Source organism: Nonomuraea insulae, from assembly GCF_042656245.1.
This window is the reverse complement of the sequence record NZ_JBHSPA010000125.1, coordinates 14,421-39,988: the sequence shown is the minus strand read 5'-3', so window position 1 is coordinate 39,988 and position 25,568 is coordinate 14,421. Positions and strand designations below refer to the sequence as shown.

Here is a 25,568-nt window from a genome sequence, read left to right as displayed (position 1 = left end):
GGGGCCCTTCATCGGCGCAAGAGGACCTGCGGCGGTGCGGTGCGGTAGGAGCGGATCAGGCGACGGCGCCGATCCGGTAATTGCCGCCGTTGCCCGCACAGCAGAATGTGTAGTCTCGGGTCACGTCCCCGGCGATGGTGATCGAGCCGATGAAGTCGTCGAAATCAGCGGTGTCCTCTTCCCAGAGGATGAGTTGGGCGCTGGGGGAGACGCACTTGTCGACCTCGACCCGCTGGCCCACACCGATCGACACGTAGGCCGCGGTCGTCGGCCAGATCTTGTTGCCGTTGAGATCCCCGATGTACACCTCGTCGCGGCCGTTCTCGGTGATCTCAAGGGCCCGGAGGCCATCAAGGAACACGTTGCCGCCACAGGTGAGCGCGGAGGCTTTTTGCTGGGCGGGAGTCTCGGCGACCGCCGCCGAGGTTCCCGTGAACGCGAGGCATCCGGCCATCGTGGCCACGGCCGTGAGCTTCGACAGTTTCCGCCAGGTGCGCATGTCGGTTCCCTTCTGCCGTTCGTTGGAGTCCCAAGTGAACGCGACCACGCCTTCATTCGGACTTCAGTTCGGCTTCGCCGTCGGCCGCGTCGTCGGGGGAGAGGGCGTCGCGCCGGGCTCGCGATCCGCCCAGCCGAAGATCTGGATGTGCCCGGGAGAAGCTGATCTCCGCCACCGGAGGAGGCACCGCCGCGTGCGGCTCGAAATTCGGTGGCTTCCGCGTGGCGGTCGTCGTTAGCGTGTCACGGTGATCTACGAGCATCCTTTGGCGTACGTGCTCGGCCTGGAGGGCATTGCCCTGATGCGGTCGTTCACCGGCGAGCACGACCGCGCGTTCGTCGAGGATCGCCTGGCCGAGATCCGTAAGTTCCTCGACGACGACTCCTTGGCCGAGGCCGCCGTCGAGGTCGCCCGTGTGGATACCGGGGAGGGTTACCGGATCTGGTCGCAGACCTATGACGGGCCCAATACCGCGTTCGACCTCGACGAGCCCTTCATCAGGGAGATCGTCGACGCGCTGCCGGCCGGCGACGCGCTTGACGCGGCGTGCGGCACCGGCAGGATGGCGGCTTACCTGGCCGGTCGTGGCCATCGGGTGCGCGGCGTGGACAGCTCGCCCGACATGCTGGAGCGGGCGCGCAGGCGGGTGCCGCAGGCAGAGTTCCAGCTGGGCGACCTGTCGTCGCTGCCGGTGCCAGGCGAGTCCGTCGACCTGCTGGTCTGCTCGCTGGCGTTGACGCATGTGCCGGTGCTGGGCCCGGTGCTGGCCGAGTTCGCCCGGGTGTTGCGGCCCGGCGGGCATGTGGTGATCGCCGACATCCATCCCGAGGGTGTGGCTCTGGGGGTGGTCCCGTCCGTACGGCTGCCGGACGGACGGCCGGGGAGGGTGGCCACCTACCGCCACCTGGTCGGCGACTACGTACGTGCCGCGCTGGCGGCCGGGCTCCAGGTGCGGCGCTGCGAGGAGCCCAGGCACGCGCCAGGGGAGCCGCGCGAGCGGGCCGACGTCCTGGGGCCATGGGAGGTGTGGCCGTGGGCCCTGTCCGACCTGGCACCCGAGGCGGCGCACGCGGCCATCGCGGGGAGGCCGTCGATGTTGTTCTGGCACTTCCAGCGCTGACCGTTGTTCTGGCACTTCCAGCGTTGACCGGAGGCGGCAGTCCACGACCGCCGCCGAACGATCCGAACGATCCGCGCAATCTGGCCATCGGCGATGCCCACAACCTCGCGCGGGCCCTCATCACCGCACACCTGGACGCCTGTCCGGGGTTGCCGTAGCAATCGCCGAATATCCAACACGTTCGACTGACCAGCGAAAACCGTTGACGTGAGACCCGGTGAGGTCATCCCGGGATCGACGCCGATGGCGCAATAGCGTTCGCCTCGCCGCTGAGAAGTAACAGCGCTCGGGAGCTTGCGGTGAGAGCATTGGTGTGGTTCGCGGGATGAGGTGGCGCTGGTGCAGCCCAAGCCCAAGCCCGAGGTCGAGTTGTACGCGGCGATCCGCCGCGATTCAAGGTGGCGCGAATGGTTCAGCGGCCGTAGCCGAGGAACAGCGTGCCGTTCTTGCCGCGTTCGAGGTCGAGCAACTTCCACGACTGGACGTCGTCGCCCTCGAAAACCCGCCTGCCGTGCCCGACGACCGCCGGTGCGACCACCAGCCGCAGCTCGTCGACGAGCCCGGCCTGCAGGAGGGAACGCGCCAGTTTGATGCTGCCGTGGATACCGATGTCACCGCCGGATCTCTGCTTCAGTGCGGTCACGTAGTCGCGCACCGGGGTGGTGACCGGGGTGGAGTTCGCCCATTCCTGGGTGGGCGCGCTGGAGGTGACGATGTGCTTGCGGGTGCCGTTGATGAAGTCGGCGAAGGGCTGGAAGTCCGACGTGGGCCAGTGGCCGGCCCAGTAGTCGTAGGTCCCGTGTCCCAGCAGGACGTCGTCCTGGGTGGCGATGACCTGGCCGAGGTAGGCGATGAGCTGGGGGCCGTCGTCGGCCAGCCAGTCGCCGTCCTCGTAGGCGATTCCGTCCAGCGACATCAGATGGTAGAGCACGACCTTGCGCATGTGGTTCTCCTAGTGGTTGATCGCGTAGGTGGCGGAGATGGTGCCGCTGGTGTAGGTGCGTGAGCCGGCGAGCGCGCAGGACAGCCGTTCGCCCTCGGACTCGAACAGTCTCCTGCCGTCGCCGACGACGACCGGGTCGATGAGCAGCCGCAGCTCATCCAGCAGGCCGGCCCGCAGCAGGCTCTGGACCAGCGTGACGCTTCCGGTGACCAGGATGTCCTTGCCGGGCTGCCGCTTGAGCCGCGTGACCTCCTCGGTGAGGTCGCCGGTGGCCGGCCGGGAGTTGACCCAGTCGAGCTCGGTCAGCGTGGCGGAGAAGACGATCTTGTCGATGCCGTTCATCAGGTCCGCCAGGCCACCGCTCTCTCCTGGCCAGAACCCCGCGTGTTCCTGGTAGGTGCGGCGGCCCAGCAGCATGGTGTCCGAGGCGGCCAGGCCCGCCTGGATGTCGTGTTCCATCTCCTCGCTGTGATGGGGGCCGTGCCACTGGTCCGGCGAGCCGACGACGCCGTCCAGTGACGTGAACAACTCCGCGACGATCTTCCTCATCGAGAACTCCTGCGGTAGGGGCGAGCCGTTGTGGGACCCATGGTGTGGCCTGGTTACAGACCCGTGCGATACATTCGGCCGCAGCCGAATCCAAGGGGGCCCTGGGCATGCTCACGCTGGCGTTCTCCGCCTACGACCTGTCCTTCCTCAGGTTCGCCTTCTCCCCGCTGCGGGAGGTCGCCGCCAGCGTCCACGCGCTGCGCACACCCGCCAGGCGCGCCCTGCACCTGCCCTGGTTCAAGCAGGTACGCCCGCAACTCGGCAGCGAGCACACGCCGCTGCTCGACCTCATCACCGGCGGCGGCTACATCCCCGACTTCCTCTGCCCCGTCCCCACCAGCCCGACCCCGGACCTGGCAGGCGAACTGGCGGTGCTGCGCGCCACCCCCCACGAAGTCATCCGCGGCGACCTCGACCGCATGGCGAGCGAGCTCGGCCCGCTGACCGGCTGCGCCGCGCAGCTGCACCAGGATCCGGCCTCGGGCCTCGAACGACTGGCGCACGCCATCGAAACCTACTGGCAGCTCGCCATCGCCCCGCACTGGCCACGCATGCGCAACCTCCTCGAAGGCGACCTGCTCTATCGCACCAGGCAATACGCCGAACACGGCCCCGCCGGGGTGTTCACGGACATGCACCCGACCGTCCGCTGGGAAGGCCGCAACCTGCACCTGGAACAGCGTCCAGAGGAGATGTCCCGGCTGCTGGCCGGCGAGGGACTGCTGCTGGCCGCATCCGTCTTCGTCTGGCCGGGCATCTTCTACCGCACCGACTCACCCGGGCAGCCGATCATCACCTATCCGGTGCGCGCCATCGCCACCCTGTGGGAGCGCGGCACCGCGCCCGCCCCCGACGCGCTGGCCGCCGTCATCGGCCGCTCCCGCGCCCTGCTGCTGGCCGAGCTGGACACGCCGGCCTCCACCACGGATTTGTCCCGCCGTACCGGACTGTCGGCCGCGAACGTCTCCGAACAGCTGACCCTGCTGCTGTCGGCCGGCCTGGTCACCAAGCACCGCGTCGGCCGGGCCGTGCTCTACGTACGCACCCCCCGCGCCCAGGTGCTGCTCGACGGCTGATTCGGCGCACGCCGAATGTGTCGCCTCACGCGAAGGGCCGCCCGCACCATGCTGGCATGACGATCACGGCTCCCGCCCGCCCCACCGTGTTCCAGGGGCTGCCCAAGGTGTTCTGGCTGCTGTTCTCCGGCCAGCTGGTCAACCGGTTCGGCGGTGTCGTGCTGCCGTTCCTGGTGTTCTACCTGACCGGCCGCGGGTACGCGGCCGCGCAGATCGCCGCCGTCATCTCCGCGTACGGGCTGGGCGGCCTGGGTGGGCAACCCCTGGGCGGGTACCTGGCCGACCGCTTCGGCCGCCGCCTCACCCTGATCGGCGGCCTGCTGGCCACCGCGACCTGCCTGATCCTCATCGGCGTCGCCGGCAGCCTGACCTGGCTCATGGCATCCGCCCTGGCCATGGGACTGGCCGGCGACGTCTACCGGCCCGCCGCCTCAGCGCTGGTCGCCGAGACCACCCCGCCGCACCTGCGCCCGAAGGCGTTCGGGCTCATGCACTGGGCGGTCAACGTCGGCACCGCCGCCGCCGGCGCCATCGCCGGCCTGCTGCTCGCCCACGGGTTCTGGCTCCTGGTGATCCTGGACATCACCACGAGCGTCGCGTTCGCCGTGATCGTGTACGTCGGCATCCCGCGCGGCCACGACAACGCCGCGCCCAAGCCCGCGCGCAACGGCTACGCGATCGCGGCCCGCGACCGGGTGCTGATCGCCGCGCTGATCTTCCTGCTGATCGGCCTCATCCTGTATGCCCAGGCCTCATACGCGCTGCCCCTGGCCCTGGCCGCCGACGGGCTCCCGGCCTCCCTGTACGGGCTGCTCATCACCGTCAACGGCGCCATCGTGGTGATCTTCCAGCCGCTGTTCATCACCTGGCTGTCCCGACTGCCCCGCCTGCCCGTCCTCGGCGTCTCCATGACCGTAGTCGGCATCGGCCTGGCACTGACCGGCATGGCCAGCCAGCCCTGGCACTACGTGGCCACCGTGGTGCTGTGGTCGATCGGCGAGATCGGCATGGCGGGCTTCGAGGCGGCCCTGATCGCCGACCTCACCCCTGACGGCGCGCACGGCACCTACCAGGCACTGTACGGCTGGACCACCGCCATCGCCCGCTTCGCCGGACCTGCCATCGGCGCCATCCTGTTCCACGCCCACGCGCTGTGGTGGGCCTGCGCCGCGACGGGCATCCTGTGCGCCCTGTTCGCCTTCATCCTGATGCCCGCTGCCGCCCGCCGGTCGAGCTGACCCCAGCCTTCCTGCAGCCGGCAGCGGCCGTCGTCGACAGTCTCCGCTCGCGCACGCGGCCCATCTCACTTCTTGGTTGCGTTGAGCATGTCCCGCGCCCGCATGACCTCCCACGGGGCGTCCTTTACCGGCCAGCTCGCGCTCAGCTCCTCAAGTATGGCGCGATGGTCCTCGATGACCTCTTCCCACATCAGCCCCCATGCCGCAACGGCTTGAACCTCCACCTCGGGGCAGCGCGTCGCCCGGAGGAGCGCGTCCACGGAGTTGCTTCCCGGAGACTCGTCGAGCAGTTCCAGTGCCCTGACGCGGTCGTGCAACGGCACGTTCTTCTCGCAGGCCACATTCCCGAGGGACTCGACGAGCCATAGGTCGGTTTCCTCCGCGTCCGTGAACACCGCTTCCACCGCGTCGAGAGCTCGCCGGCGAACGTAATCGCTCGCGGCGGCCTCCACGATCTCGGCCAGAAGGGATGGCTCCCGGGCTGCCACGACCTCCAGCGCCGACAGCGCGGTGAGATGCATGGCCTCGGGCCCGTACGTGCGGCTCGGTTTGGCCTGCGAAGCAGGCTGCCGCAGCATCTCCCGGATGCGGTCCAGGACAAGTGCCCTCTCCGGCTCACGCGCTTGCTCGCCGCCCCGCTTCATGGCACCGTCGGGACTCCACCAGTGGTCGAGGGCGATGCCCACGGCCGCCTGGTCGTCGCTTTCGAGCAGTGCGCGAAGCGCCTGATGGTACGACTCGTCCACCGTGGGAGCCCTCAGCCTTTTGTGGGCGCGGTACAGGTCAGGGTCAGCCAGCCGGTGTCCTTCCCAGTGGATGCTGTGTGGCGTGCCGAAGATCATTTCAATGGGGTTCTGGCCCCAAGGAAGCAGGGGAGGCCGCTCGCCCCAGCTCTCCGCGACCTCTTCCAGGATGACGCGGTGCCGTTCCAGGCCTCCCGTACGGATCAGGTAATAGGAGGCGGTGGCCTGTACCTTCGGCTCGCCCTCGCGCAGCGCCCGCAGGAGAATGTCGTCCGCGTCCGCGCCGAGGCTTTCGGCCAGGACGCGGATCGCCGTCTCCTTCGGGCCGGCGGACGGGTCGAAGATCAGCTCGCCCAGGGCGGCGACGAGCCTGTCGTCCTTCACTTCGGCCTTGTCGAGTACGCCGCGGGCCATCCAGATGGCCTCACTGCGCGCCGCGTCCGAGCCCGTGCGGGTGAGAACGTCCAGCAGGAGGTCGGCGTCGCCAGGCTCGGCGGGCCGTCCCTTGATCATGTTCAGGGCGCTCACCTCAGCGGGAGACATCGGCCGCCGGAGCACCTCCCGGGCGCGAGCCAGCACCTCGGGCAGGCAGGCATCGGCGCGTTCCTCGTCTTGCAGGACATGAGGCAGCCCCTTTGAGGACTCGTAATGGTCGAGCGCGATGCCCACAGCGACCGGGGACTCACTGCGGAGCAGGGTGGCGAATGCTCGCAGGCATCCCTCGTCGCTGAGCGGGAACATCAACTCTTCATGGGCCCTCCTGAGCACCGGATCGTCCAGCTCGGTGTTTTTCCAGAAGATGCTGTGGAAGCCCTCGAGCGCCTCCCGGATCTGCTCGGCCTCCCAGCCCGCGTCCTGCGGCCAGGTCTCCGCGAGCCGCCTGACGTGGTCGCGGTGGACGCGGAGCCGCAGGGGCGTCGCGAGATAACCTGCCGCGCACACCTGGAGTTCCCGTTCGGGCGACTCGCTGACACCGACGATGAGGTCCTCCACCTCCGGAAGATCGAGGTCGTCCAGGGCGCGCATGGCGTCCCTGCGATCCTGCACATCGAGGCTCTCGTCCAGCACCATCGCGGTGATCAGCGCCAGCAGTCGCCGGTTCGGCTCCTCGCCCTCCGTGAGGGCGGTGCCGGCCGCGAGCAGCGCCGTCTCTCGCTCCCCGGCGTCCGTGGCCCTTTCGAGAGCGTCGGCGATCAAGTCCGCGTCCTCCTCCTTGGCGAGATGCCACATCACGGTCAGAGCGCTGTCATGGCTGCTGCCGGACGGAGGCCGGCCGAGGAGGGCTCGGGCGGCGAAGCGCACCTCGTTGGCCAGCGGCCAGTAGGGGTTGTCCACACCCCACCTGGTGTCCGCCTGTGCCTGCTGATATTCGTCCAGAGCCTCGCGGACGACGTCGATCTCGTCGCTCTCCAGCCGGGCGCTGAACTCCCCGAGGCGGGACTTGCCGTCGCCGCTCACGAGGCCTTTTCCATGGTCATCTCTTCAGGCTGGCAGAGCCGTCATTGCCGTGTCTCGCATTTTTCAACAGCACGCGCTCTGGTCACCAGCCGGATGCGTGCGTGGCGGGCCACGCGACATCGTCGACCGCGACGAACGGCGAGAGCGCGAGCGCGGCCGGCGTCATCCCGGCGAAGGCCATGACGTCTCTGTGCAGGTGGGACTGGTCGGCGTAGCCGCTCTCCGCCGCCACCGAGGCCGCGCTGTGGCCGGCGGCGAGACGGTGGGCCGGCACGGCCTCCGCGATCGCGAACCGGTCCTCCCACGACCCGGCGGCACGCAACCGCGGGATGCGGGACCAGCGCCACGTTGAGGAACTCGTTCGCCTGATCGCCGAACCCCGCCATCGTGACCCCCGGCAGCCGGCCCGGTCGCGACGGGACCGTGATCTCCCATCCGGGCGCACCGGCGCTCACCGGCTCGGCCGATCGCACGCCGCCAGGTAACGCACTGCGCGCCGGCCGCAGCGGAGATCCCCGGGACGGCCTCACGTGGGGCAGCTCTCGCGGTACGGGAGGGCGGGGATGTGGGTCCTCCATTCGGCGGCGGTCAGGGAGCCTCCCGCCCGCCGGCAGATCGCCCTGATGACACCGGCGGGTTCGACGAGGTGTGTGTGCGCCACGCCGTTCAGGCCAAGGGTGAGGACGCCGCTCCCGTCGGCCGTGAAGGCGATCGACTGGAGCTCCCCCATGTCAGGGTCCTGCCCTCCTCCGGAGTCGGGCAGCGTGCCGAGGCTCGATCCCGTGGTCGGATCGAGCAACCGCACCCTGCCCTCACCCGCGCCGACCGCGATGACGTCTTCACGCGGGGAGTAGGCGGCGATCGACAGCTCACCGGACCTCTCACGCACGACCGGCCCGAGGCGCTTGCCCGCGGTGTCCCACAGGGTCAGGCGGCCTCGGGAGTCCAGGACCACCACGCCCCGGCCGTTGTGCAGGAAGAAGATCCGGGCGCCGGTGGTGTCCTTTCCGGTGGCGCTGAAGGACGTGGTGAGCGACCGGCCGGTGGCGGCGTCGAGCAGGCGCTGGCCGGCGCCGGCGACAGCCAGCTTGGTGCCGTCGGGGGAGAAGGCCACGTCGTTCGTCTCCGGGAGCTTCGCGCCCCAGAGCTTCCGCCCGGCCTTCCAATCCCATACCTGCGCGGTGTGCTCGCGCACGCCGCGGCCGTCGTCCGGGCTGCGCAGGACGAGCGCGAGGCGGGTGCCGTCAGGACTGAAGCTCACGACGGCGGGCTCCAGCTCTCCCGCGCCGGGGACGACCTGGCCCAGGACGGCCCGGGAGGCGACGTCCACGATCTTCACCTCGTCCTGGCCGGCCGCCGCCAGCAGCCTGCCGTCCTGGCTGAAGAAGGCGTCCTGCATGGCGGGCAGCGCGCCCATCGCCTTGCCGTCGCGGACGTCGCGTAGCCGGGTCACCTCGCCGCTCTGGGACACCAGGACCCGCCCGCCCGGGCTCAGCTTGCCGAAATCGGCCGGGGAGCCCGCCGGCGTGACGGCGAGGTCGGTGACATCGACGGAGAAGACCCGATCCTCGATGAGGTAGCGGAACGTCCGGCCGTCGAAGGCGCTCTGAGGCTCCTCGCCGCCGGTATCGGCATTGCCCAGCAGCGGCACCGTGGTAAGAAGCTGGGCATCGGACATCCGCCAGAACTGGACCTCCTCGCCGGTGATCGAGGCGGCCAGCTTCCCGTCCCCGCTGACCGTCACCCTGCCGCCGTTCCAGGTCCCCTGCGTGCCGGCACCGTCCTTGACGCCGATGTCCGCGACGGACCTGTCCCGGAGGTTGGTCAGGCGCACCGCCTTCGCTCGCGGCGTCGCCAGCCACATACCGTCCGCGCTCACCACAGTGCTAGCCACCGTGTCAGCCGCTGTGCCGGCCGCGGAAAGCCCCGTGCGCTCTCCGGTGCGCAGATTCCACCGCTGGTTCTTGCCGGGCTCACGGATCGTCACCGCCCGGTCGTCCACATGAGTGATGTCCGCCCAGCTGTTGACGAGGTCGAGCGGGCGGCCGAAGCTCCAGGTTCTGATCGCCTTCGCGCTGGGCAGGTCCCAGGCGCGCAGCCGCTTGTCGGTCAGGACGACGAGCGTGCGGCCCGAGGGCGCCAGGGCGACGGCGGCGACCTGGTCTCCGGCGAGTCCCAGCCGGTTGATCCCGCCGATCCGCCTGCCCGTGCGCACGTCCCACACCTGGGCGGAGTCACGGCCGACGCCGGCCAGGGTGTGCCCGTCGGCGCCGAGCGCCCGGACCGTGTCGGCGGCGCCCGCCCGGTCCGTGAACGTCGCCGACTCGCGCTGGGCGAGTGCCGTCAACAGCCCCGCCCTCGTGAGCGGCGTGCGGTCCAGGCTCCACGCCGCCACGCTCAGCCGCATCGCCAGCATCGGGTCCGTGACGCGTACCTGTTGCGCGAGCCCGGTCAGCCGGGTCGCCTCCGACCTGCCGAGCGAGGCCGCGAGCTCCTCGGCGCGCCGGTCGGCGACCAGACCCTGCTGCACGGCCAGCCCTCCGGCCACCAGCGAGATCACCAGCAACCCGCCGAGGCTGAGCGAGACCAGCCGGGCGCGCTTGGCGCCGCGCCTGGCCAGGTCCGCGCTCGCCTGGAGGAAACCCCGCTCCACCGGGGCCAGCGTGATGTTGCGCCGCGAGTTCGCCGCCCAGTGCAGGGCGTCGTCGAGGCTGCTGCCGCGGAACAGGTCGCCGTCCCGCCGGCCGGCTCCGTCCCATCGGCGCGCCGCCGTGAGGATCTCCTTGTGCACCGCCAGCCCGTCGCGGTTGTTGTCGATCCAGTGCCTGAACCTGGGCCAGGTGTGCGGCAGGGCCGGCCGGGCCAGCCAGATCTCCTCGCCGCTCCTGGCCAGCAGGTACGCGAACACCTCCAGGACGCGGTTGATCGCCGAGACCTCGTGCTGCGCTCTTCCCTGGAGGAACTCCGCCTGGGCCGCTCGCCGTACGGTCAGATCCCCGCGCTCGTCCACGGTGACCAGCCGCAGGAACACCTCAGGCACCAGCTCCCGCTCGGCGGGCCCGAGCATGCCGTACGCCTGCTCCGCCAGCGCGCCCAGCGCCGGGTCGTCGGCCTGCACGGCGATCCGGGTGGCCTCGCGCCCGCCCTCGGCGAGCAGCCGGGCGGTGTCCAGCCGCCCGCCGCCGCTGACCAGGGTGAGCAGCAGCTCACGGGAGGTCGGGCGGTCCAGCGGATCCTTGGCGAGAGCGGCGGCCACCAGCGGCTGCAGCGACTGCGGCAGCACGCTGAGATCGGGGCTGGCCGACAACACGCGGTGCATGACCCCGCCCAGGCTCTCGGCCTGGAACGGGTCGGCGCCGGTGGCGGCGAACATCACGATGCCGCCCCAGGCGAACACATCCGCCGGCGCGCCCGCCCGGTGCCCGGTGAAAACCTCGGGAGCCATGTACGTGGGCGTGCCCGTGACCAGGCCGGTCTCGGTGAGCGACATCTCCATCGTCCGGGAGATGCCGAAGTCGATCACTCGCGGGCCGTCCGGGCCGAGCAGCACGTTGTCCGGCTTGAGGTCGCGGTGGATCACGCCCGCGTCGTGGACGGCGGTCAGCGCGGTGGCGATGGCGGTGGCCAGGCGGTGCAGGTCACCGCCCGCGAACCGGCGGCCGCCGGCCACGATCTGGCGCAGGCTCGGCCCTTCGACGTACTCGCTGACGATGTACGGGCGGGGCCCCTCCAGCTGGGCTTCGAGCACGCTCGCGGTGCAGAACGCGGCCACCCGCTGCGCGGCTGTCGCCTCCCTGCCCAGCTGAGCGGCCTGGTCGCTGTGCAGAACCTTGATCGCGACGCGGCGGGCGTCCTCCGTGTAGGCCTCGTAGACCACGCCCTGGCCGCCCGTGCCCAGCCGCCCGGCCAGCCAGTACGGCCCCAGCCGCTGCGGATCTCCGTCGAGCAGTGCCGTCGCCATCCCTCACCCCGTCTGTCAGTGACTACGCGTGCTTCGATGTGGCTGGCCCCGACAAAGTTCGCATCCCCCACGGCATTCCCGCCTCCGATCAGCGCCGGCCGGCCCACACCTCCCGCTCGGCACCGCCGGGGTCGCGGGCGACGGCGATCCCCTCGCCGATCAGCGCGGTGGACCGGCCGGCCAGATCGTATCGGGGCCAGCCCGGGTCGCCGCCGGCGACGAAGCGGACCCAGGCGCCGTGCGCCGTATCGGCGACGGCCTGCGGTGGGTCGCCGCCGATGAGGGCGTGCATGGACTCCTCCTCAAGAAGGTCGAACACGTAGGGGATCTCCACCGCGTGGGCGGCGCCGAGGCGGCCGGCGAAACTCGGCGACCCGTGGTCGAAGCGGTACATCCAGGTGCCGGCCTCGCCCGCCCGCAGGCGTGCCTCGGCGACCCGGATGGCCGGAACCCGGATGAAGCAGTCGGTGGTCACGGCGGAGAGCAGGTCCCCGTCGCTCGCTCCCGGCCGGGCCGCCCGGTAGCGCCCGGCCGTCCCGCCGGGCGCGCCGAGGGCGGCCACGACCGCGGCGAGGATGGGTCCGTCGACGAGGTCGATCATGCCGGTGGGGACCAGGCCGAACCGGGTGTCGTCCCGGTTCCACCCGGCCAGGAGGCGCACGCCGCTGCCGGCGCCGCCGCGCAACGCGTCGAGCGGGTGGTGGGGGAGGATGTCGCCGTCGACGACCGGGGCGAAGGGGAGGCTGTCCCACCTGGCCGGATCCGCGGCGCTCTGGACCTCCTTGAGGAGGGTCGCCGCCCGCTTGAGCCGTTCGACCGGCACCTCGCTGAAGGCCTCCCGGGTCGGGGCGACCCCGAGCGACTCGGCCAGCCTTGAGGCGATGCCCGCGGCGGTCTCAGCGGTGAGCACCTGGGCGCAGGCCCCGCTCTGCGTGACCGCCTGGCGGAACAGGCCCCGGGCGCGGGGCATGGCCATCAGGGTGCCGCAGGCGGCGCGCCCCGAAGGGCGGGGCGGCGTAGGGGATCCCGAGGAACGCCGCCACCCCCTGATCCATCAGGCCCCGCAGCCGGCCACTCGCCACCTGAGCCTCGGGCGCGCTGTCCACGGTCTTCGCCATCGCCTCTCCTGCCGTTCGGAGCCGTGCCGGACACGAGAGCGAGCATCACAAGCTCAGGGCCAGGGTGTCTTGAACAAAATGTTTCGTTCCGTGCCCGGCTACGGGGAGCGGGGGAGCAGGCCGCCTACCGGGCGGCCGCAGGCGGGCTGGCGGAGGCCGCGAGCGGCCTGATCAGCCTCGGCCCGGTCTCGGCGATCCTGCCGGGATCACGGCGGTGCCGGACCTCTGACCCGCACCGGATCTCCGACCCGCGCCGTACCTGGCCCGCATCATGAGGACGGCCTCGTCCACCACGTGGTCCATGGACGCCTTGTCGGGCGCCCAGTGCGGAAGCAGCATCCGCGGCCAGAACACGTAGTTGGAGATCATCCCGAGGAACTGCGTGGCGGCCAGGTCGAGGTCGTCCACCACGATCGTGCCCGCCGCGCGTTCGGCCTCCAGATAACTGCGGACGGACTCGAAGTAGGGCATCTTGCCGCGGTTGAACTGGGCTTCGGCCAATTCCGGGAAACGCGGCATCTCGGCGATGACGATGCGGAACAGGTCGGCCATGTCCGGGCGGGTGAGCAGGGCGACATAACGGCGGCCGATCATGGTGAGCCCTGTGACGGGGTCGCCCGCGGGGGGCTGGGCGCCGTCGTCCTCGCCGGTCCGCCACGAGGTGGTGACGATCGCGTCGAACAACGCCGCCTTGGTCGGGAACTGCTTGAACAGCGTCGCCTTCGACACCTCCGCGGCCTCCGCGACCTTGGCCAGCGAGGTCCCGGCGTACCCGGAATCGAGGAACAGCCTGGTCGCGGCACCCAGGATCGCTTCCCTCTTCTGCGCCGCGACGCGCCGGTGGTAGGCCGAGGGCTCGGTCATCATACCCCCACCCTAGACGAGGTGAGCCACTTGACTCACCATCTTCGGATCGCTAACGTCCATAGTGAGGCGAGTCGCTCGACTCACCATCGCTAGGGAGAACACCCATGAGACGTTTTGAAGACCGCACCGTGCTTGTCACCGGGGGCGCCGGCGGGCAGGGGGCCAGCCACACCCGCGCCTACCACGCCGAAGGCGCCAACGTCGTGATCGCCGGCGTCGCCGAAGAACGCGGCCTTGCCCTCGCCGCCGAACTCGGCGACCGCGCCCTGTTCGTCCGTCTGGACGTCACCGACGAGCAGTCCTGGACCGCCGCCGTCGCGGCCGCCGAGGAGCGCTTCGGCCCCCTGTCGATCCTTGTCAACAACGCCGGAGTGCAGAACGCCGCAGCCCCGATCGAGGCCACCGACCTGCGCGTGTGGCAGCGGATCCTCGACATCAACCTGACCGGCGCCTTCCTGGGCATCAAGGCGGCCGTCCCGTCGCTGCGCCGGGCCGGCGGAGGTGCGATCGTCAACATCGCCTCCACCTCCGGCATCGGCGGTACCGCCTTCTACGCCCCCTACGTCGCCGGCAAGTGGGCCGTCCGCGGCCTGACCAAGACCGCCGCCCTGGAACTGGGCCGCGACGGCATCCGCGTCAACGCCATCCACCCCGGCGTCATCGCCACCCCGTTCATCACCGAACCAGCCGCCGGCAGCGACGCCCCCATCTCCGACTTCTACTCACCCGAGCCCTTCGCGATCCCGCGGATGGGGGAACCCGCCGACGTCACCCGCCTGCTGCTGTTCCTCACCTCCGACGAGGCGTCCTTCGCCACCGGCTCCGAATACGTCGTCGACGGCGGCCTTCTGCTCGGTCCGGCACTCAAGCACGACGCCGCCTGACCCACTACCGGCCGGCGCCACGAGTTGATCTACTTTGTAAAGGCGATGGTCTGTTGCCGATCATGCACGACGACGACCAAAACCCCAGCTGCGATTGCCTTGACGCTGGTGACAAGGTTCTAGCGTGGCTCCGACCCTTTTACGGTACGGAGGAGCGACGGGTGAAGTTCGGCATCGGTATCAGCACGCCCTATTACGGGCCCGACCCCGACAAGATCATGGGCCTCGCCCGGCACGCCGAGGCCTGCGGTTTCGAGTCGTTGTTCGTGCCGGAGCACATCGCCCTGTATCCGGGTGCGACGATCGGGTCTTTCGAGTTGCCGCCGTCGCTGCCCTACCTTGATCCGCTCGACTGCCTGAGTTTCGTGGCCGCGGCCACGGACCGGATCCTGCTGGGTACGGCGGTGCTGCTGCTGCCGTACCACCATCCGGTGGTTCTCGCCAAGCGGCTGGCGACCATCGATGTGTTGTCCAAGGGCCGGATGCGGCTGCTGACCGTGGGGCTGGGCGCGCTGCCGGGTGAGGCCCGGGCGATGGGGGTCGACTTCGCCACGCGCGGGCGGCGCGCGGACGAGGCGATCGACGTGATGCGGCTGTTGTGGGCGGGCGGTGAGGAGGGGGTCGGTTTCGACGGGGAGTTCTTCTCCTTCGAGGACCTGTGCCAGTTCCCCAAGCCCTATGGGGCGACCCGGCTGCCGATCCATGTCGGCGGGTCGAGCCGGGTGGCGGCACGCCGCGCAGGCCGGCGCGGCGACGGGTTCTTCCCCGCCCGCCCGCATGACGGCGCCGCTCTGCTGGAGGTCATGCGCTCGGCCGCCGCCGAGGCCGGCCGGAGCGCCGAGAGGCTGGAGTACACGCGGCCGGGATCGATCGACATGACGGCCGGCGAGGTCGAGGCGCTGGCGGCACAGGGCGTGACCCGGATCGTCGTGGGCGTCACCGCCGACGGGCAGGAGCGGCGGCATGAGCAGATGTCGGCCTTCGCCGAGCGGTTCGCCCTGCTGTAGAGAGCGGGCGTGTGTGTGGCCGGCCGGGGCCGTGTGAATACACTTGTCCAACGTGACTTCCAAGCCGCGTATCCCCAATGTCCTGGCCGGCCGCTATGCCTCCGCGGAGCTGGCCCGCCTGTGGTCGCCCGAGTACAAGATCGTCGCTGAGCGGCGGTTGTGGCTGGCGGTGTTGCGGGCGCAGGCCGAGCTGGGCGTGGCGGTGCCCGAGGGGGCGCTCGACGACTACGCCAAGGTGGTCGAGCAGGTCGATCTGGACTCCATCGCGGCGCGTGAGCGGGTCACCCGGCACGATGTGAAGGCGCGCATCGAGGAGTTCAACGCGCTGGCCGGGCACGAGCAGGTGCACAAGGGCATGACCTCGCGCGACCTGACCGAGAACGTCGAGCAGCTCCAGATCCGCGACAGCCTGCTGCTGGTACGCGACCGGGTGGTGGCGTTGCTGGCGCGCCTGGCGACGCTGGCGGGGGAGCACGCCGCCACGGTGATGGCGGGCCGCTCGCACAACGTGGCCGCGCAGGCCACGACGCTGGGCAAGCGGTTCGCCACGGCGGCCGATGAGCTGCTGGTGGCCTACCGGCGGCTGGAGGAGCTGATCGCCCGCTACCCGCTGCGCGGGATCAAGGGGCCGGTCGGCACCGCGCAGGACATGCTCGACCTGCGCGGCGGCGACCGCGCCAAGCTGGCCGGGCTGGAGGGCCGGGTGGCCGCCCACCTCGGGTTCGAGCACCGCTTCACCAGCGTGGGCCAGGTCTACCCGCGCTCACTCGACTTCGAGGTGGTCTCCGCGCTGGTGCAGCTCGCGGCGGCGCCGTCGTCGCTGGCCAAGACGATCCGGCTGATGGCCGGGCACGAGCTGGTCACCGAGGGCTTCAAGGAGGGCCAGGTCGGCTCCTCGGCGATGCCGCACAAGATGAACACCCGCTCCTGCGAGCGCGTCAACGGCCTGGCCGTGGTGCTGCGCGGCTACGCCTCCATGACGGGAGAGCTGGCCGGCGACCAGTGGAACGAGGGCGACGTGTCCTGCTCGGTGGTACGCCGGGTGGCGCTGCCGGACGCGTTCTTCGCCTTCGACGGGCTGGTGGAGACGATGCTGACGGTGCTGGACGAGTTCGGGGCGTTCCCGGCGGTGATCGCCGCCGAGCTGGGCCGCTACCTGCCGTTCCTGGCCACGACCAAGATGCTGATGGCGGCGGTACGGGCGGGGGTCGGGCGTGAGCAGGCCCACGAGCTGATCAAGGAGCACGCGGTTGGGGCGGCGCTGGCCATGCGCTCGCGCGGCGCGGCCAACGAACTGCTGGACCGGCTGGCCGCCGACGACCGTTTCCCGCTGGACCGGGCGCGGCTCGACGCGCTGCTGGCCGACGGGGTCTCCTTCACCGGCGCGGCGGCCGACCAGGTGGAGGCGATCGCGCAGGCGGTGGCCGAGGTCGCGGCGGCGCATCCGGACGCGGCGGCCTACCGTCCCGGCGCGATCCTGTGATCCGGGAGCTGCGCTCCGACGGAGAGTTGCGGGCGGCGTGCGGTGATGACGATCTGGTGGTGTGGGCGGCGCAGGGCCTGCGTGGGAGAGCGCGGGCCTGGGCGCTGGGCGACGCCGTGGTGTCCGCCTGTCCGGGGGTGTCGCGCCGTGATCGGTTAGGCGTCTGGGGTGGTACGTCGTGCGTGGTGGAGCTCGTACGGCACGCGCTGGGTGAGTTAGGGGCGACATACCGGCCTTTCGGTGAGGTGGAGCTGGTGCGTGAGGTGACGGCCAAGCTGGACGGGGTGGAGGAGAGCGGCCGGTTCTCCTGGATGAGCCTGGATCGCCGCCACCTGGACCACGGTGGTCTGGACGGCGGCGGCCCGGATGGCGGCCTGGACGGCGGTCCGGATGCCGGTGAGGCCGGGTGGCTGGATCGGGGTGCGGAGGACGAGGTGGCGGCGTTGCTGGCGGCCGGCGCGCCGCACTCCTACGCGGTGCCCGGCGTGGACGGGGTGAGCCGGTGGGCGGGCGTGCGCGTGGACGGGGTGCTGGCCGCGGTGGCGGCGGACGCGTGGTCGGCGCCGAGCGTGGGGCTGCTGGCCGGGGTGGCCACCGAGGCGCGGTTTCGCGGCAGGGGGCTGGCCGGGCGGGTGTGCCGGTGGGTGTCGCGGGAACTGGTGGCGGCGCACGGGCGGGCGGCGTTGATGGTGGACGACACCAACGCCGCGGCGATCGGGCTGTACGAGCGGATCGGGTATCGGCGGCTGCGGGTGCTGGCCTCCCATGTGGCGGGCTGATCGTGGCGGGCTGATCGGCTGGAGGGTGCGTCGGCCGGTGGGCGGCGCGCGACGGGCCTGGTGGTGAGGGGCGGGCTGATCCCGCTGGTCATGCCGGGTTCGCGGATCGGGTGGTGAGGGCGAGGTGGAGGGTGTCCAGGGTCCAGGCCCAGGAGGCGTCGGTGTCGCGCGGGGTATGGCTGAAGCTGCCGGCCGTCTCCAGGCTCACGTATCCGTGGACGGCGGCGCCGAGGAAGCGTACGGCGTCGGTCTGGTCGGGTTCGGGCAGGTCGTAGCCGCGCAGGAGCGCCCGGAACATCTCGTTGTGTCGGGGTCCGGCGCTGCCGGCGGCGGTCTGGGGGTCGAGTTCGTAGCGGGAGGCGGTGTAGCGGCCGGGGTGTCTCCTGGCATAGTCGCGGTAGACGTTGGCCAGGCCGACCAGGGCGTCCTTGCCCGCGCGTCCGGCGAGCGCGGCGGCGGCCTGGTCGGCCAGTTCTTCCAGGGCCAGCAGCGCGACGCGTACCTTCAGCTCCCGGGCGTTGCGGATGTGCGCGTACAGGCTGGGTTCCTTGACGCCGAGGCGGCGGGCGACGGCCGAGCCGGTCAGCTGGTCGAAGCCGATCTCGTCGGCCAGTTCCGCCGCTGTGCGGGTGAGGCGTTCGACGGTGACGCCCGCGCGTGCCATGAGAGCCTCCACTAAGCAAATTAAGCATTTGCCTAATTATATTAGGCTGACTAGCCTGCGGAACATGAGACCAATAACCGAGAGCGATATCCGCAGGTCGTTCGTCAACTGTTCCAAGGGTGAGGCCAAGCGGCTGAACGTGCCGAAGGATCTCGATGACCAGCCGTGGGAGGACCTCGATTTCCTCGGCTGGCGCGATCCCGGCGCGCCCGACCGCGGCTACGTGGTCGCCGAGCGCGAGGACGGCGGCCTGGTGGGGATCGCGTTGCGGGCGGCGCAGGGGGCGGGGCGGGGGTTCACCTCACGCAGTATGTGCTCGCTGTGCCTGACCATCCGTACCGGGGGAGGCGTGACGCTGATGAGCGCGCGCCGCACCGGGGAGGCAGGGCGGCTGGGGAACACCGTGGGCCAGTACCTCTGCTCCGACCTGGCCTGTTCCCTCTACACGCGGGGCAGGAAGGAGACGGCCGGGGCAGACTTCGAGGAGACCCTCACGGTGGAGGAGCGGGTCGCCCGCACGCGGGGCAACCTGAACGTCTTCATCGGGAAAGTGGTCGCGTAGGCCCCTGCCGGGCGGGGCCGGGGAAAATCGGATGTGGTTCCGGGTGCGCTCGTGCACAGTTGACGGGGTGATGTCCGATTTTGTACCTGGTATCGAGTTGTCGCGCGCCTTCTATGGCGAAGTGGTGGCGCCGCTGGTTTCCGGAGTGGCGCATAGTGCGGGATTGATCGGGCCCGGGTCGGAGGTGCTGGAGTTCGACACCGGGCGGTCAACCGACCATGACTGGGGGCCGCGGGTGCTGGTGTTCGTGGCGGCCGACCGGGTGGCCGAGGTGGAGGCGAAGGTGGCCGCGGGGCTGCCGGAGCGTTTCGGCGGGTTGCCGACCGTGTTCGACTATCACGGCACGGTGGGCCACGGCGTCGTGGTGGCGGAGCTGGGCCAGTGGCTGGTACGGCGGCTCGGCTTCGACCCGCGGGCCGGGGTGTCGCTGCTGGACTGGCTGTCGGCGCCGTGGCAGAGCCTGGCCGAGGTGACACGGGGTGAGGTGTACCACGACGGGCTGGGCGAGCCGGGGCTGGAGGCGGCCAGGGCGGCGCTGCGGTGGTATCCGCCGGACGTGTGGCGGTACGTGCTGGCGTGCCAGTGGCGGCGGATCGCGCAGGAGGAGCCGTTCCCCGGCCGGTGCGGCGAGGTCGGCGATGAGCTGGGGTCGGCGGTGGTGGGGGCGCGGCTGGCCCGGGAGGTGATGCGGCTGGCGCTGCTGCTGCGCCGGCGGTACCCGCCGTACGCGAAATGGCTGGGCAGCGCGCTGGCGCGGATGCCGGGCTCGGCGGAACTGGGGGTGTCGCTGGGCGCGGCGGTGGCGGCGCGGTCGTGGCGGGAGCGCGAGGAGGGGCTGTCCGCGGCGTACGCGCGGGTGGCGGCCTGGCAGAACCGGGTCGCGCTGGCCGAACGGCAGGACGAGAGCGTACGGGGCTTCTTCGACCGGCCGTTCCGGGTGATCGGGGGAGACCGGTTCGCCGAGGCGCTGATGTCGTCGGTGTCGGACCCGCTGATCAGGGGACTGCCCGCGGTGGGGTGCGTGGATCAGGTGTCGGATTCGGTCGACCTGCTGGTGACGCCGGGACTGGCGCGGGCGGTGACGGTGGCGGCGCTGGGCCTCACCAGCTAGTTTGATCTACATTGTAAAGGGCGTGGGTTTGGTCAAAAATCCCTCACCCCTCATAAAACCCCCTCAACTAGGTTCATGACGCCCGGCGTTGGCGTGAATGGCCTGGCGGAAGTAGGTGGCCAGGCCAGGAGCGAGAGCGTCGTAGATGGCGGTGAAGCGGGGGTCGTCGACGTACCGGTCGCCGAGGCATCGGTGCAGGTCGTGCTCGCAGTCGTAGAACCAGCGGCAGATGTGACGGCGGTGGCGTTCGGCCACGTCCATGGCGTGCTCGCCGTCGGCGGGCAGCCCGTCCTTGCAGGCGGCGACCAGGTCGTCGGAGATGGCGGCGGCCTCGGCTTTGAGCTGGAGCCAGTCGGCTTGGGTGTAGGAGGCGACGCGGCGGCGGCTCTGCTCGTATTGGGGGGTGTGTCCCCAGCGGCGTTCGACTTCGGCGTCGTGGTCTTCGGGGCGGAAGCGGCCGAAGATCTCCAGGCGTTCCGCGGGGGTGAGGGTGATGCCGGTGGTGCGTGCCTGCATGGCGCGTTCGACGGCGGTGATGACCTCGTGGAGGCGCTCGGCTTTGCGGGTGAGGAGTTCGTGCTGGCGGCGCAGGTGGGTGAGGTCGTCGATGCGGGGTTCGTCGAGGATGACGGCGATGTCGTCGAGGGGGAAGCCGAGTTCGCGGTAGAGGAGGATCTGCTGCAGGCGGGTGAGGTCGGCGTCGGTGTAGCGGCGGTAGCCGGCGTGGGTGCGTTCGCCGGGGGTGAGCAGGCCGATCTCGTCGTAGTGGTGCAGGGTGCGCACGGTGATGCCGGCGAGCCGGGCGACCTGTCCGACGGAGAAGCTCATGGTCTCTACTGTGCCGGGTGACGTGGCGTGAGGGTCAAGCCGGTTGGGCTTTGGTGGCGGGGGAGGGTTCATGCTGGTGGGTGTGGATGAGGAGTTGCTGCCGATCGGGGAGTTCGCCCGGTTGGGCCGGTTGAGTGTGAAGCAGTTGCGGCGTTATGACGAGCTGGGGTTGTTGCGGCCGGCGTATGTGGATGGGGAGACGGGTTACCGGTATTACCGGGCTTCGCAGGCGCGGGTGGCGTTGTCGATCGGGTTGTTGCGGTCGATGGATGTGCCGTTGGCGGTGGTGGGTCAGGTGTTGTCGGGGGTGGAGGGGGCGCTTGAGGGGGTGCGGGACGCGCTGGAGGAGGAGTTGGCGCGGCGGCGGCGGACGTTGGCGTCGTTGGAGCGGGTGATGGCGGAGGGGTTGCCTGCGGCTGGGGTGCGGGTGGTGGAGGTGCCGTCGTATCGGGTTGCGGTGGTGCGGGAGCGGGCTGCGGGGCCGGAGGATCTGGGCCGGGCGACGTCGGCGGGGGTGGCGCGGTTGCTGGCGGCGGGTGTGGGTGGCGGGCCGGTGCGGTTGATCGGGTTGTTTCCGGTTGATCTGGGTGAGGTGGTGGAGGTGTCGGTCTGTGTGGTGCTCGGGGATGACGTGGGGTGGGAGCCGGTGGGTGGGGAGGTTCGGGAGTTGCCGGGTGGCTTGTTCGCCTGTGCGACGCATGTGGGGCCTTATGAGCAGATTTCGTTGACTGCGCATGCGGTTCTGGCGTGGTGTGCGGAGCGGCGGCGTGTGGTGCGGGGTGCGATCCGGGAGGTGTACGTGTCGGATCCGGCGGTGACGCCGCCGGATGAGTTGGTGACGCAGGTGATGATCTGTCTGGAGGAGGAGCGGTAGGTCGCGTCTTTCTGAGCCGGTGGTGGGGTGCCTTCTGGGTGCTGTCACCGCCGGCTTTTTGGTGTGTCCGGGGGGTGGCGGCCATGGGTGGGCCGTCGTACTGCCATGGCATGGTCAAAACTTCCTGTGGCTTCTTGACCAGGGCACCCCCGCGCGCTGGGTGGGACATACCCTGGGGGCGACGACGGGGTGGTGGTGCCAATGGTGACCCCGCTTCCCGGGTCGTCGCGAGGCACGATGACAGCGGTGACGACGGATGCCTTCCGGGGCCGGCGTGTTGGCGGTCCTCCGGTGGAGGCGAGAAGTTTTGTGGGGCGTCGGCAGGAGGTTGCCGAGGTCGGGCGACTGCTGGGCGCGATCGGCGCTCGTGTGGGGTGTCGCGTCGCGTCGTCTGTCGTCTGGGGGTGCCCTCGGTGATGACTGTTTCCGCTTGTTGCTGGTCGGGCCGTGGGGCGTGTGTTGTCCCGGCTTTGGAGGGTGCGGGCGCTGATCGAGTGGGGTTAGGGCTGGTGATGGGACGAGGAACGGCTGGTGTGGCGGTGCGTGCCGGTGGCCGGGGTGGTGTTGTGCTTCGGGGCCGGGATCGTCCGCCGGGACGTGGCCTGCGGGATGGCGGGCCCGGTGGCGGGCAGGATGGGCGTGTGCGTGGTGATGCGCGACGGCCGCCCGGGCGGCGTACGTTATCGCCGCTGAGGGCTGGTGGTGTCACCCGGCGGGGTGGTGGCCTCGGGCGGGTGGGGTGTGGTGCGGGCCCGGTGCCGGGGTTATTACGGTGTTCTGGTGGGCCGGGTGGAGTTGTCCGGTCCGGTGCGGGCGTGGTGGTTCCGGCGGCTGCGGGCCGGGCGCGTGAGCCTGTGCGGGGTCCTGGGGTCGTGGCTGGTCGTGCGGGGCGTGTGCGGGGCGGGCCTGAGCATGGTCACGGGTTTGTTGTGTCGCTTGATCTGCGGTTATTACCCGGGTGAGGGCCGGACGGCCCCGGGACTGTGACGGCCGGGGGGCAGGGTTCCGGCGGTCATCGCAGGGGGCGGAAGAAGGCCTGGATGTCGTTGACGAGCAGGTCGGGTGCCTCCATTGCGGCGAAGTGGCCGCCGCGGTCGAATTCGGACCAGTGGACGACGTTGTGTTCGCGTTCGGCGATCGTCCGGACTCCGGGGTCGCCGGGGAAGACGGCGACGCCGTGGGGCAGCGGGGAGTATTCGGTGGCGGTTCCCCAGCTTTTCTGTCCTTCTTTGTAGAGGCGGGCGGCTGAGGCGGCGGTTGCGGTGAACCAGTAGATGCTCACGTTGGTGAGCAGTTGGTCGATGTCGACGGCGTCTTCGGGTAGTTCGTGGGCCGGGTCGGTCCATTCCTTGAATTTCTCCACGATCCACGTCAGTTGTGCCGTGGGTGAGTCGTGCAGTCCGAAGGCGAGGGTTTGCGGGCGGGTGGCCTGGATGATGGCGTAGCCGCTGCGGTCCTGGTCCTGGTATTGGGCGAGGCGGGTGAGTTCGGCGGGGGTGAGGTTGTCGTGTTCGGCGGGGTCGCCGGTGGGGAAGCCGAGTGCGCCGTTGACGTGGACGCCGGCGACGTTGCGGGGTGCGGTGCGGCCGAGTGCCGGTGCGATGACGGAGCCGCTGTCGCCGCCTTGTGCGCCGTATCGGTGGTAGCCGAGCCGGTTCATGAGGTGTGCCCATGTTCGTGCGATGCGGTGCAGGTCCCAGCCGGTTTCGGTGGTGGGGCCGGAGAAGGCGAATCCGGGGATGGAGGGGGCGATGACGTGGAAGGCGTCGCGGGGGTTCGCGCCGTGTGCGGCGGGGTCGGTGAGGGGGCCGATGATGGTGAGGAATTCGGCGATCGAGCCTGGCCAGCCGTGGGTGATGATCAGTGGGAGTGCGTCGGGTTCGGGTGAGCGGGCGTGCAGGAAGTGGATGTTCTGCCCGTCGATGCGGGTGGTGAACTGGGGGAAGGCGTTGAGTCGTGCTTCGGCGGCGCGCCAGTCGAAGCTGGTGCGCCAGTAGTCGGTGAGGTGCTGGGCGTAGCTGGTGGGGACGCCGTAGGACCAGCCCACTGCGGGTAGGTCGTCCGGCCAGCGGGTTGTTGTGAGCCGGTGGTGCAGGTCGTCCAGTTGTTCCTGCGGGATGTCGATCCGGAATGGGATGATTCGCTCGTCTTCGTTCATGTTTGTCATGCTAGGAGCGGGTTAGGACGGTTCGGGTCCTAGGGGTGACGTCGTGCCGGTCAGGTGCTTGGTGAAGAACCCGGTGAGCTCGGCGGCGGCCCGGGCTCGTCCTTGGCGTACAGGCCGATGTGGGTGGCGCCGTCGATGACGAACAGGTGCGTCCCTCATGGGCGTGCAGAGCGTTCTGGGCGCCCGCGCAGCAGCCGGCCGCCGAGGAGGACCGCGCAGGATCCGACGGTCAGCAGCCCGCCGGCGAGGAAGGCGGCCCGTACGTCGGCGAGCGGCAGGATGAATCCCCCGACCGCGGCACCTGCCGCGATGCCGGCGTTGTAGGCGCCGGAGTTCGCCGCGAGGGCGATGTCCGTACGGCCCGGCGCGTAGTGCAGCATCGCGTTCTGCGTGGTCATGAACACCGGGCCGAGGGCGCCGCCCATCAGCGCAAGGAACATCACCGCCGCCACCGGGTGGGCGCCGAACGCGTACAGACCGAGCATGCCCACTGCCTGCGTGCTCACAGCGGTGGTCAAGGCGGACTGGGGGAAGCGGTCCAGCAACGCCCCGGTGATGCTCACTCCGGCCAGGCACGCGATACCGAAAACCACGAACAGGACGCTGACCGCGCTCGGAGAGAACCCGCTCACGTCGCCCAGGAACGTCACGATGTAGGTGTATCCCGTGAACGCCCCGGCGGCGGACAAGGCCCCGGCCGCCAGCACCATCCCGAACCGCCGCACGTCGGGATCGGTCGCGTACGCGGCGGGCTCCTCTTCCGGCCGCGAAGCCGGCAGCAGCACGGCGATCGTCACCAAAGAGACAAGCCCCAGCACCGCCAGCATGGCGATGGGCACCTGCCAGGTACTCCGCTGACCCAGCCAGGTCCCAGCGGGAACACCGAACACGAGGGCGAGCGAACCAGCCACGGACAGCGCCCCGACCACACGCCCCCGGACCCCGGGCGCGAACAGGCCCACCGCGACCGGCCCCATCACGGCCCAGAACAGCGCCTGGGCGAGCGCAGTCAGCAGCCGCGCCACGAGGAGCAGCCAGTAAGAGGGCGCCAGCGCGGCGACGAGACTGGACACCACGAGCGCGGCCAGCAGCCCCGTGAGCACATAACGCCGGGGCACGGCCCGCACGACGTGGGCGATCGGCACAGATGCGATGGCCACGGTGACGCCGTAGCCGGTGACCAGGAGACCAACCGCCGACAGGGACACCCGTAGGTCTTCGGACATGAGTTTCAGGAGGCCGACCGGCAGGTTCTCCGCGGTGTTGAAGGTGAGGGCGGCCAGCATCAGAGCCCCGAGCACCGCCAGCCTGTGCCATGGAGCCGGACGTCGCGGGATCGTACGGTCTGTCCTGGCCCGTTGCACCTGCTCAGTGGCACCATTCATGCACATACCCCACCAAGCTCAGCAGCCCCGGTGCAACCGAATTCATCCCTCGCTTCGCGCCTTCAGCCTCGACGGGTGGCCCGCCGGGCACAGCGCTTCATGCCAGGAGGGGGCCTGTACGGCGGCGCGGCAGGGCCGTTGGTTCTCGATCAGCTGCGAGTTGATCGGCTCGCCGGACAGGGCGTCGTCATGCGGATAGCGGACGCCGGGGCTCGGGCCGCCGGAGCCGGTGCGAATATCAAGCGTCATCCC

26 protein-coding genes and 1 pseudogene are annotated in these 25,568 nt (G+C 70.5%); 12 read left to right on the top strand and 15 right to left on the bottom strand.

Annotated features, from left to right (window positions below; all coding sequences use genetic code 11):
* Positions 1-55 precede the first annotated feature (55 nt).
* The gene (locus ACFPZ3_RS67255; RefSeq protein WP_379524813.1) at positions 56-463 is read right to left on the bottom strand and encodes a hypothetical protein; all 408 of its coding nucleotides are present in this window, start codon (positions 461-463) and stop codon (positions 56-58) included.
* A gap of 283 nt (positions 464-746) precedes the next feature.
* On the opposite strand from ACFPZ3_RS67255, the gene ACFPZ3_RS67250 reads away from it, so the two are divergent.
* Positions 747-1,619, top strand: coding sequence for a class I SAM-dependent methyltransferase (locus ACFPZ3_RS67250; RefSeq protein ID WP_379524812.1), 873 nt, complete (start codon positions 747-749; stop codon positions 1,617-1,619).
* A 412-nt stretch (positions 1,620-2,031) separates the two neighbouring features.
* Here ACFPZ3_RS67250 and ACFPZ3_RS67245 read toward each other — a convergent pair whose 3' ends face one another.
* Both ACFPZ3_RS67245 and ACFPZ3_RS67240 read right to left on the bottom strand, forming a co-directional pair.
* Positions 2,032-2,562, bottom strand: coding sequence for a dihydrofolate reductase family protein (locus tag ACFPZ3_RS67245; RefSeq protein ID WP_379524811.1), 531 nt, complete (start codon positions 2,560-2,562; stop codon positions 2,032-2,034).
* A 9-nt stretch (positions 2,563-2,571) separates the two neighbouring features.
* Positions 2,572-3,111, bottom strand: coding sequence for a dihydrofolate reductase family protein (locus tag ACFPZ3_RS67240; RefSeq protein ID WP_379524810.1), 540 nt, complete (start codon positions 3,109-3,111; stop codon positions 2,572-2,574).
* Between the two features lie 107 nt (positions 3,112-3,218).
* On the opposite strand from ACFPZ3_RS67240, the gene ACFPZ3_RS67235 reads away from it, so the two are divergent.
* Together ACFPZ3_RS67235 and ACFPZ3_RS67230 are read left to right on the top strand one after the other, a co-directional pair.
* The gene (locus tag ACFPZ3_RS67235; protein ID WP_379524809.1) at positions 3,219-4,187 is read left to right on the top strand and encodes a winged helix-turn-helix domain-containing protein; all 969 of its coding nucleotides are present in this window, start codon (positions 3,219-3,221) and stop codon (positions 4,185-4,187) included.
* Between the two features lie 56 nt (positions 4,188-4,243).
* Positions 4,244-5,425 (top strand): MFS transporter, encoded by a 1,182-nt coding sequence (locus tag ACFPZ3_RS67230; RefSeq protein WP_379524808.1) that lies wholly within the window; start codon positions 4,244-4,246, stop codon positions 5,423-5,425.
* Positions 5,426-5,490: 65 nt separating this feature from the next.
* On the opposite strand, the gene ACFPZ3_RS67225 is transcribed toward ACFPZ3_RS67230, so the two are convergent.
* From ACFPZ3_RS67225 to ACFPZ3_RS67195, 7 genes and pseudogenes are all read right to left on the bottom strand, one after another.
* Positions 5,491-7,626 carry a hypothetical protein gene (locus ACFPZ3_RS67225; protein WP_379524807.1) on the bottom strand — a complete coding sequence of 712 codons (2,136 nt, stop codon included), beginning with the start codon at positions 7,624-7,626 and terminating at the stop codon, positions 5,491-5,493.
* 82 nt (positions 7,627-7,708) lie between these two features.
* Positions 7,709-7,948 carry a hypothetical protein gene (locus tag ACFPZ3_RS67220; protein ID WP_379524806.1) on the bottom strand — a complete coding sequence of 80 codons (240 nt, stop codon included), beginning with the start codon at positions 7,946-7,948 and terminating at the stop codon, positions 7,709-7,711.
* Between the two features lie 204 nt (positions 7,949-8,152).
* Positions 8,153-11,587 carry a protein kinase domain-containing protein gene (locus ACFPZ3_RS67215; protein WP_379524805.1) on the bottom strand — a complete coding sequence of 1,145 codons (3,435 nt, stop codon included), beginning with the start codon at positions 11,585-11,587 and terminating at the stop codon, positions 8,153-8,155.
* Positions 11,588-11,675: 88 nt separating this feature from the next.
* Entirely contained in the window at positions 11,676-12,188 is a 513-nt protein-coding gene (locus tag ACFPZ3_RS67210) for a carboxylesterase family protein (RefSeq protein WP_379524824.1), read from the bottom strand.
* A gap of 30 nt (positions 12,189-12,218) precedes the next feature.
* Positions 12,219-12,575, bottom strand: a pseudogene (locus ACFPZ3_RS67205) (carboxylesterase family protein); the annotation flags it as partial.
* Positions 12,484-12,705, bottom strand: a complete 222-nt coding sequence (locus tag ACFPZ3_RS67200; protein ID WP_379524804.1) for a carboxylesterase family protein — start codon at positions 12,703-12,705, stop codon at positions 12,484-12,486. The gene ACFPZ3_RS67200 and the pseudogene ACFPZ3_RS67205, both read right to left, overlap by 92 nt.
* Positions 12,706-12,876: 171 nt before the next feature.
* On the bottom strand, positions 12,877-13,572 hold the full coding sequence (locus tag ACFPZ3_RS67195) for a TetR/AcrR family transcriptional regulator (protein ID WP_379524803.1): 696 nt from the start codon (positions 13,570-13,572) through the stop codon (positions 12,877-12,879).
* 104 nt (positions 13,573-13,676) lie between these two features.
* Here ACFPZ3_RS67195 and ACFPZ3_RS67190 point away from each other — a divergent pair, with 104 nt between their 5' ends.
* The 4 genes from ACFPZ3_RS67190 to ACFPZ3_RS67175 all read left to right on the top strand — a co-directional run bounded on the left by ACFPZ3_RS67190 (position 13,677) and on the right by ACFPZ3_RS67175 (position 17,725).
* Positions 13,677-14,456, top strand: coding sequence for an SDR family NAD(P)-dependent oxidoreductase (locus tag ACFPZ3_RS67190; protein WP_379524802.1), 780 nt, complete (start codon positions 13,677-13,679; stop codon positions 14,454-14,456).
* 161 nt (positions 14,457-14,617) lie between these two features.
* Complete coding sequence (locus ACFPZ3_RS67185; RefSeq protein WP_379524801.1) at positions 14,618-15,463, top strand: TIGR03619 family F420-dependent LLM class oxidoreductase; 846 nt, start codon at positions 14,618-14,620, stop codon at positions 15,461-15,463.
* A 52-nt stretch (positions 15,464-15,515) separates the two neighbouring features.
* Positions 15,516-16,946 (top strand): adenylosuccinate lyase, encoded by a 1,431-nt coding sequence (gene purB / locus ACFPZ3_RS67180; protein WP_379524800.1) that lies wholly within the window; start codon positions 15,516-15,518, stop codon positions 16,944-16,946.
* Positions 16,943-17,725, top strand: a complete 783-nt coding sequence (locus ACFPZ3_RS67175; protein WP_379524799.1) for a GNAT family N-acetyltransferase — start codon at positions 16,943-16,945, stop codon at positions 17,723-17,725. Before purB ends, ACFPZ3_RS67175 begins: the two co-directional genes overlap by 4 nt.
* An 88-nt stretch (positions 17,726-17,813) precedes the next feature.
* Here the strand turns inward: ACFPZ3_RS67175 and ACFPZ3_RS67170 are convergent, their stop codons facing one another.
* Entirely contained in the window at positions 17,814-18,389 is a 576-nt protein-coding gene (locus ACFPZ3_RS67170; RefSeq protein WP_379524798.1) for a TetR/AcrR family transcriptional regulator, read from the bottom strand.
* Between the two features lie 64 nt (positions 18,390-18,453).
* Here ACFPZ3_RS67170 and ACFPZ3_RS67165 point away from each other — a divergent pair, with 64 nt between their 5' ends.
* Both ACFPZ3_RS67165 and ACFPZ3_RS67160 read left to right on the top strand, forming a co-directional pair.
* Positions 18,454-18,951: an FBP domain-containing protein gene (locus tag ACFPZ3_RS67165; protein ID WP_379524797.1), complete on the top strand. Its 498-nt coding sequence runs from the start codon at positions 18,454-18,456 to the stop codon at positions 18,949-18,951.
* A 70-nt stretch (positions 18,952-19,021) separates the two neighbouring features.
* A complete protein-coding gene (locus ACFPZ3_RS67160; protein WP_379524796.1) occupies positions 19,022-20,062 on the top strand; it encodes a DUF4037 domain-containing protein in 1,041 nt (346 codons plus the stop codon).
* A 63-nt stretch (positions 20,063-20,125) separates the two neighbouring features.
* Here ACFPZ3_RS67160 and ACFPZ3_RS67155 read toward each other — a convergent pair whose 3' ends face one another.
* Complete coding sequence (locus tag ACFPZ3_RS67155) at positions 20,126-20,890, bottom strand: MerR family transcriptional regulator (protein WP_379524795.1); 765 nt, start codon at positions 20,888-20,890, stop codon at positions 20,126-20,128.
* Positions 20,891-20,960: 70 nt separating this feature from the next.
* Between ACFPZ3_RS67155 and ACFPZ3_RS67150 the strand changes: the two genes are divergently transcribed.
* From ACFPZ3_RS67150 to ACFPZ3_RS67140, 3 genes are all read left to right on the top strand, one after another.
* On the top strand, positions 20,961-21,764 hold the full coding sequence (locus ACFPZ3_RS67150; RefSeq protein ID WP_379524794.1) for a MerR family transcriptional regulator: 804 nt from the start codon (positions 20,961-20,963) through the stop codon (positions 21,762-21,764).
* Positions 21,765-22,295: 531 nt separating this feature from the next.
* Positions 22,296-22,457, top strand: coding sequence for a hypothetical protein (locus ACFPZ3_RS67145; RefSeq protein ID WP_379524793.1), 162 nt, complete (start codon positions 22,296-22,298; stop codon positions 22,455-22,457).
* A gap of 6 nt (positions 22,458-22,463) precedes the next feature.
* Positions 22,464-22,751, top strand: coding sequence for a hypothetical protein (locus ACFPZ3_RS67140; protein ID WP_379524792.1), 288 nt, complete (start codon positions 22,464-22,466; stop codon positions 22,749-22,751).
* 25 nt (positions 22,752-22,776) lie between these two features.
* Here the strand turns inward: ACFPZ3_RS67140 and ACFPZ3_RS67135 are convergent, their stop codons facing one another.
* The 3 genes from ACFPZ3_RS67135 to ACFPZ3_RS67125 form a co-directional block, all read right to left on the bottom strand.
* Positions 22,777-23,922, bottom strand: coding sequence for an epoxide hydrolase family protein (locus tag ACFPZ3_RS67135; RefSeq protein WP_379524791.1), 1,146 nt, complete (start codon positions 23,920-23,922; stop codon positions 22,777-22,779).
* A gap of 164 nt (positions 23,923-24,086) precedes the next feature.
* Complete coding sequence (locus ACFPZ3_RS67130) at positions 24,087-25,232, bottom strand: MFS transporter (protein WP_379524790.1); 1,146 nt, start codon at positions 25,230-25,232, stop codon at positions 24,087-24,089.
* A gap of 126 nt (positions 25,233-25,358) precedes the next feature.
* A complete protein-coding gene (locus ACFPZ3_RS67125; RefSeq protein WP_379524789.1) occupies positions 25,359-25,565 on the bottom strand; it encodes a hypothetical protein in 207 nt (68 codons plus the stop codon).
* Positions 25,566-25,568: the final 3 nt, after the last annotated feature.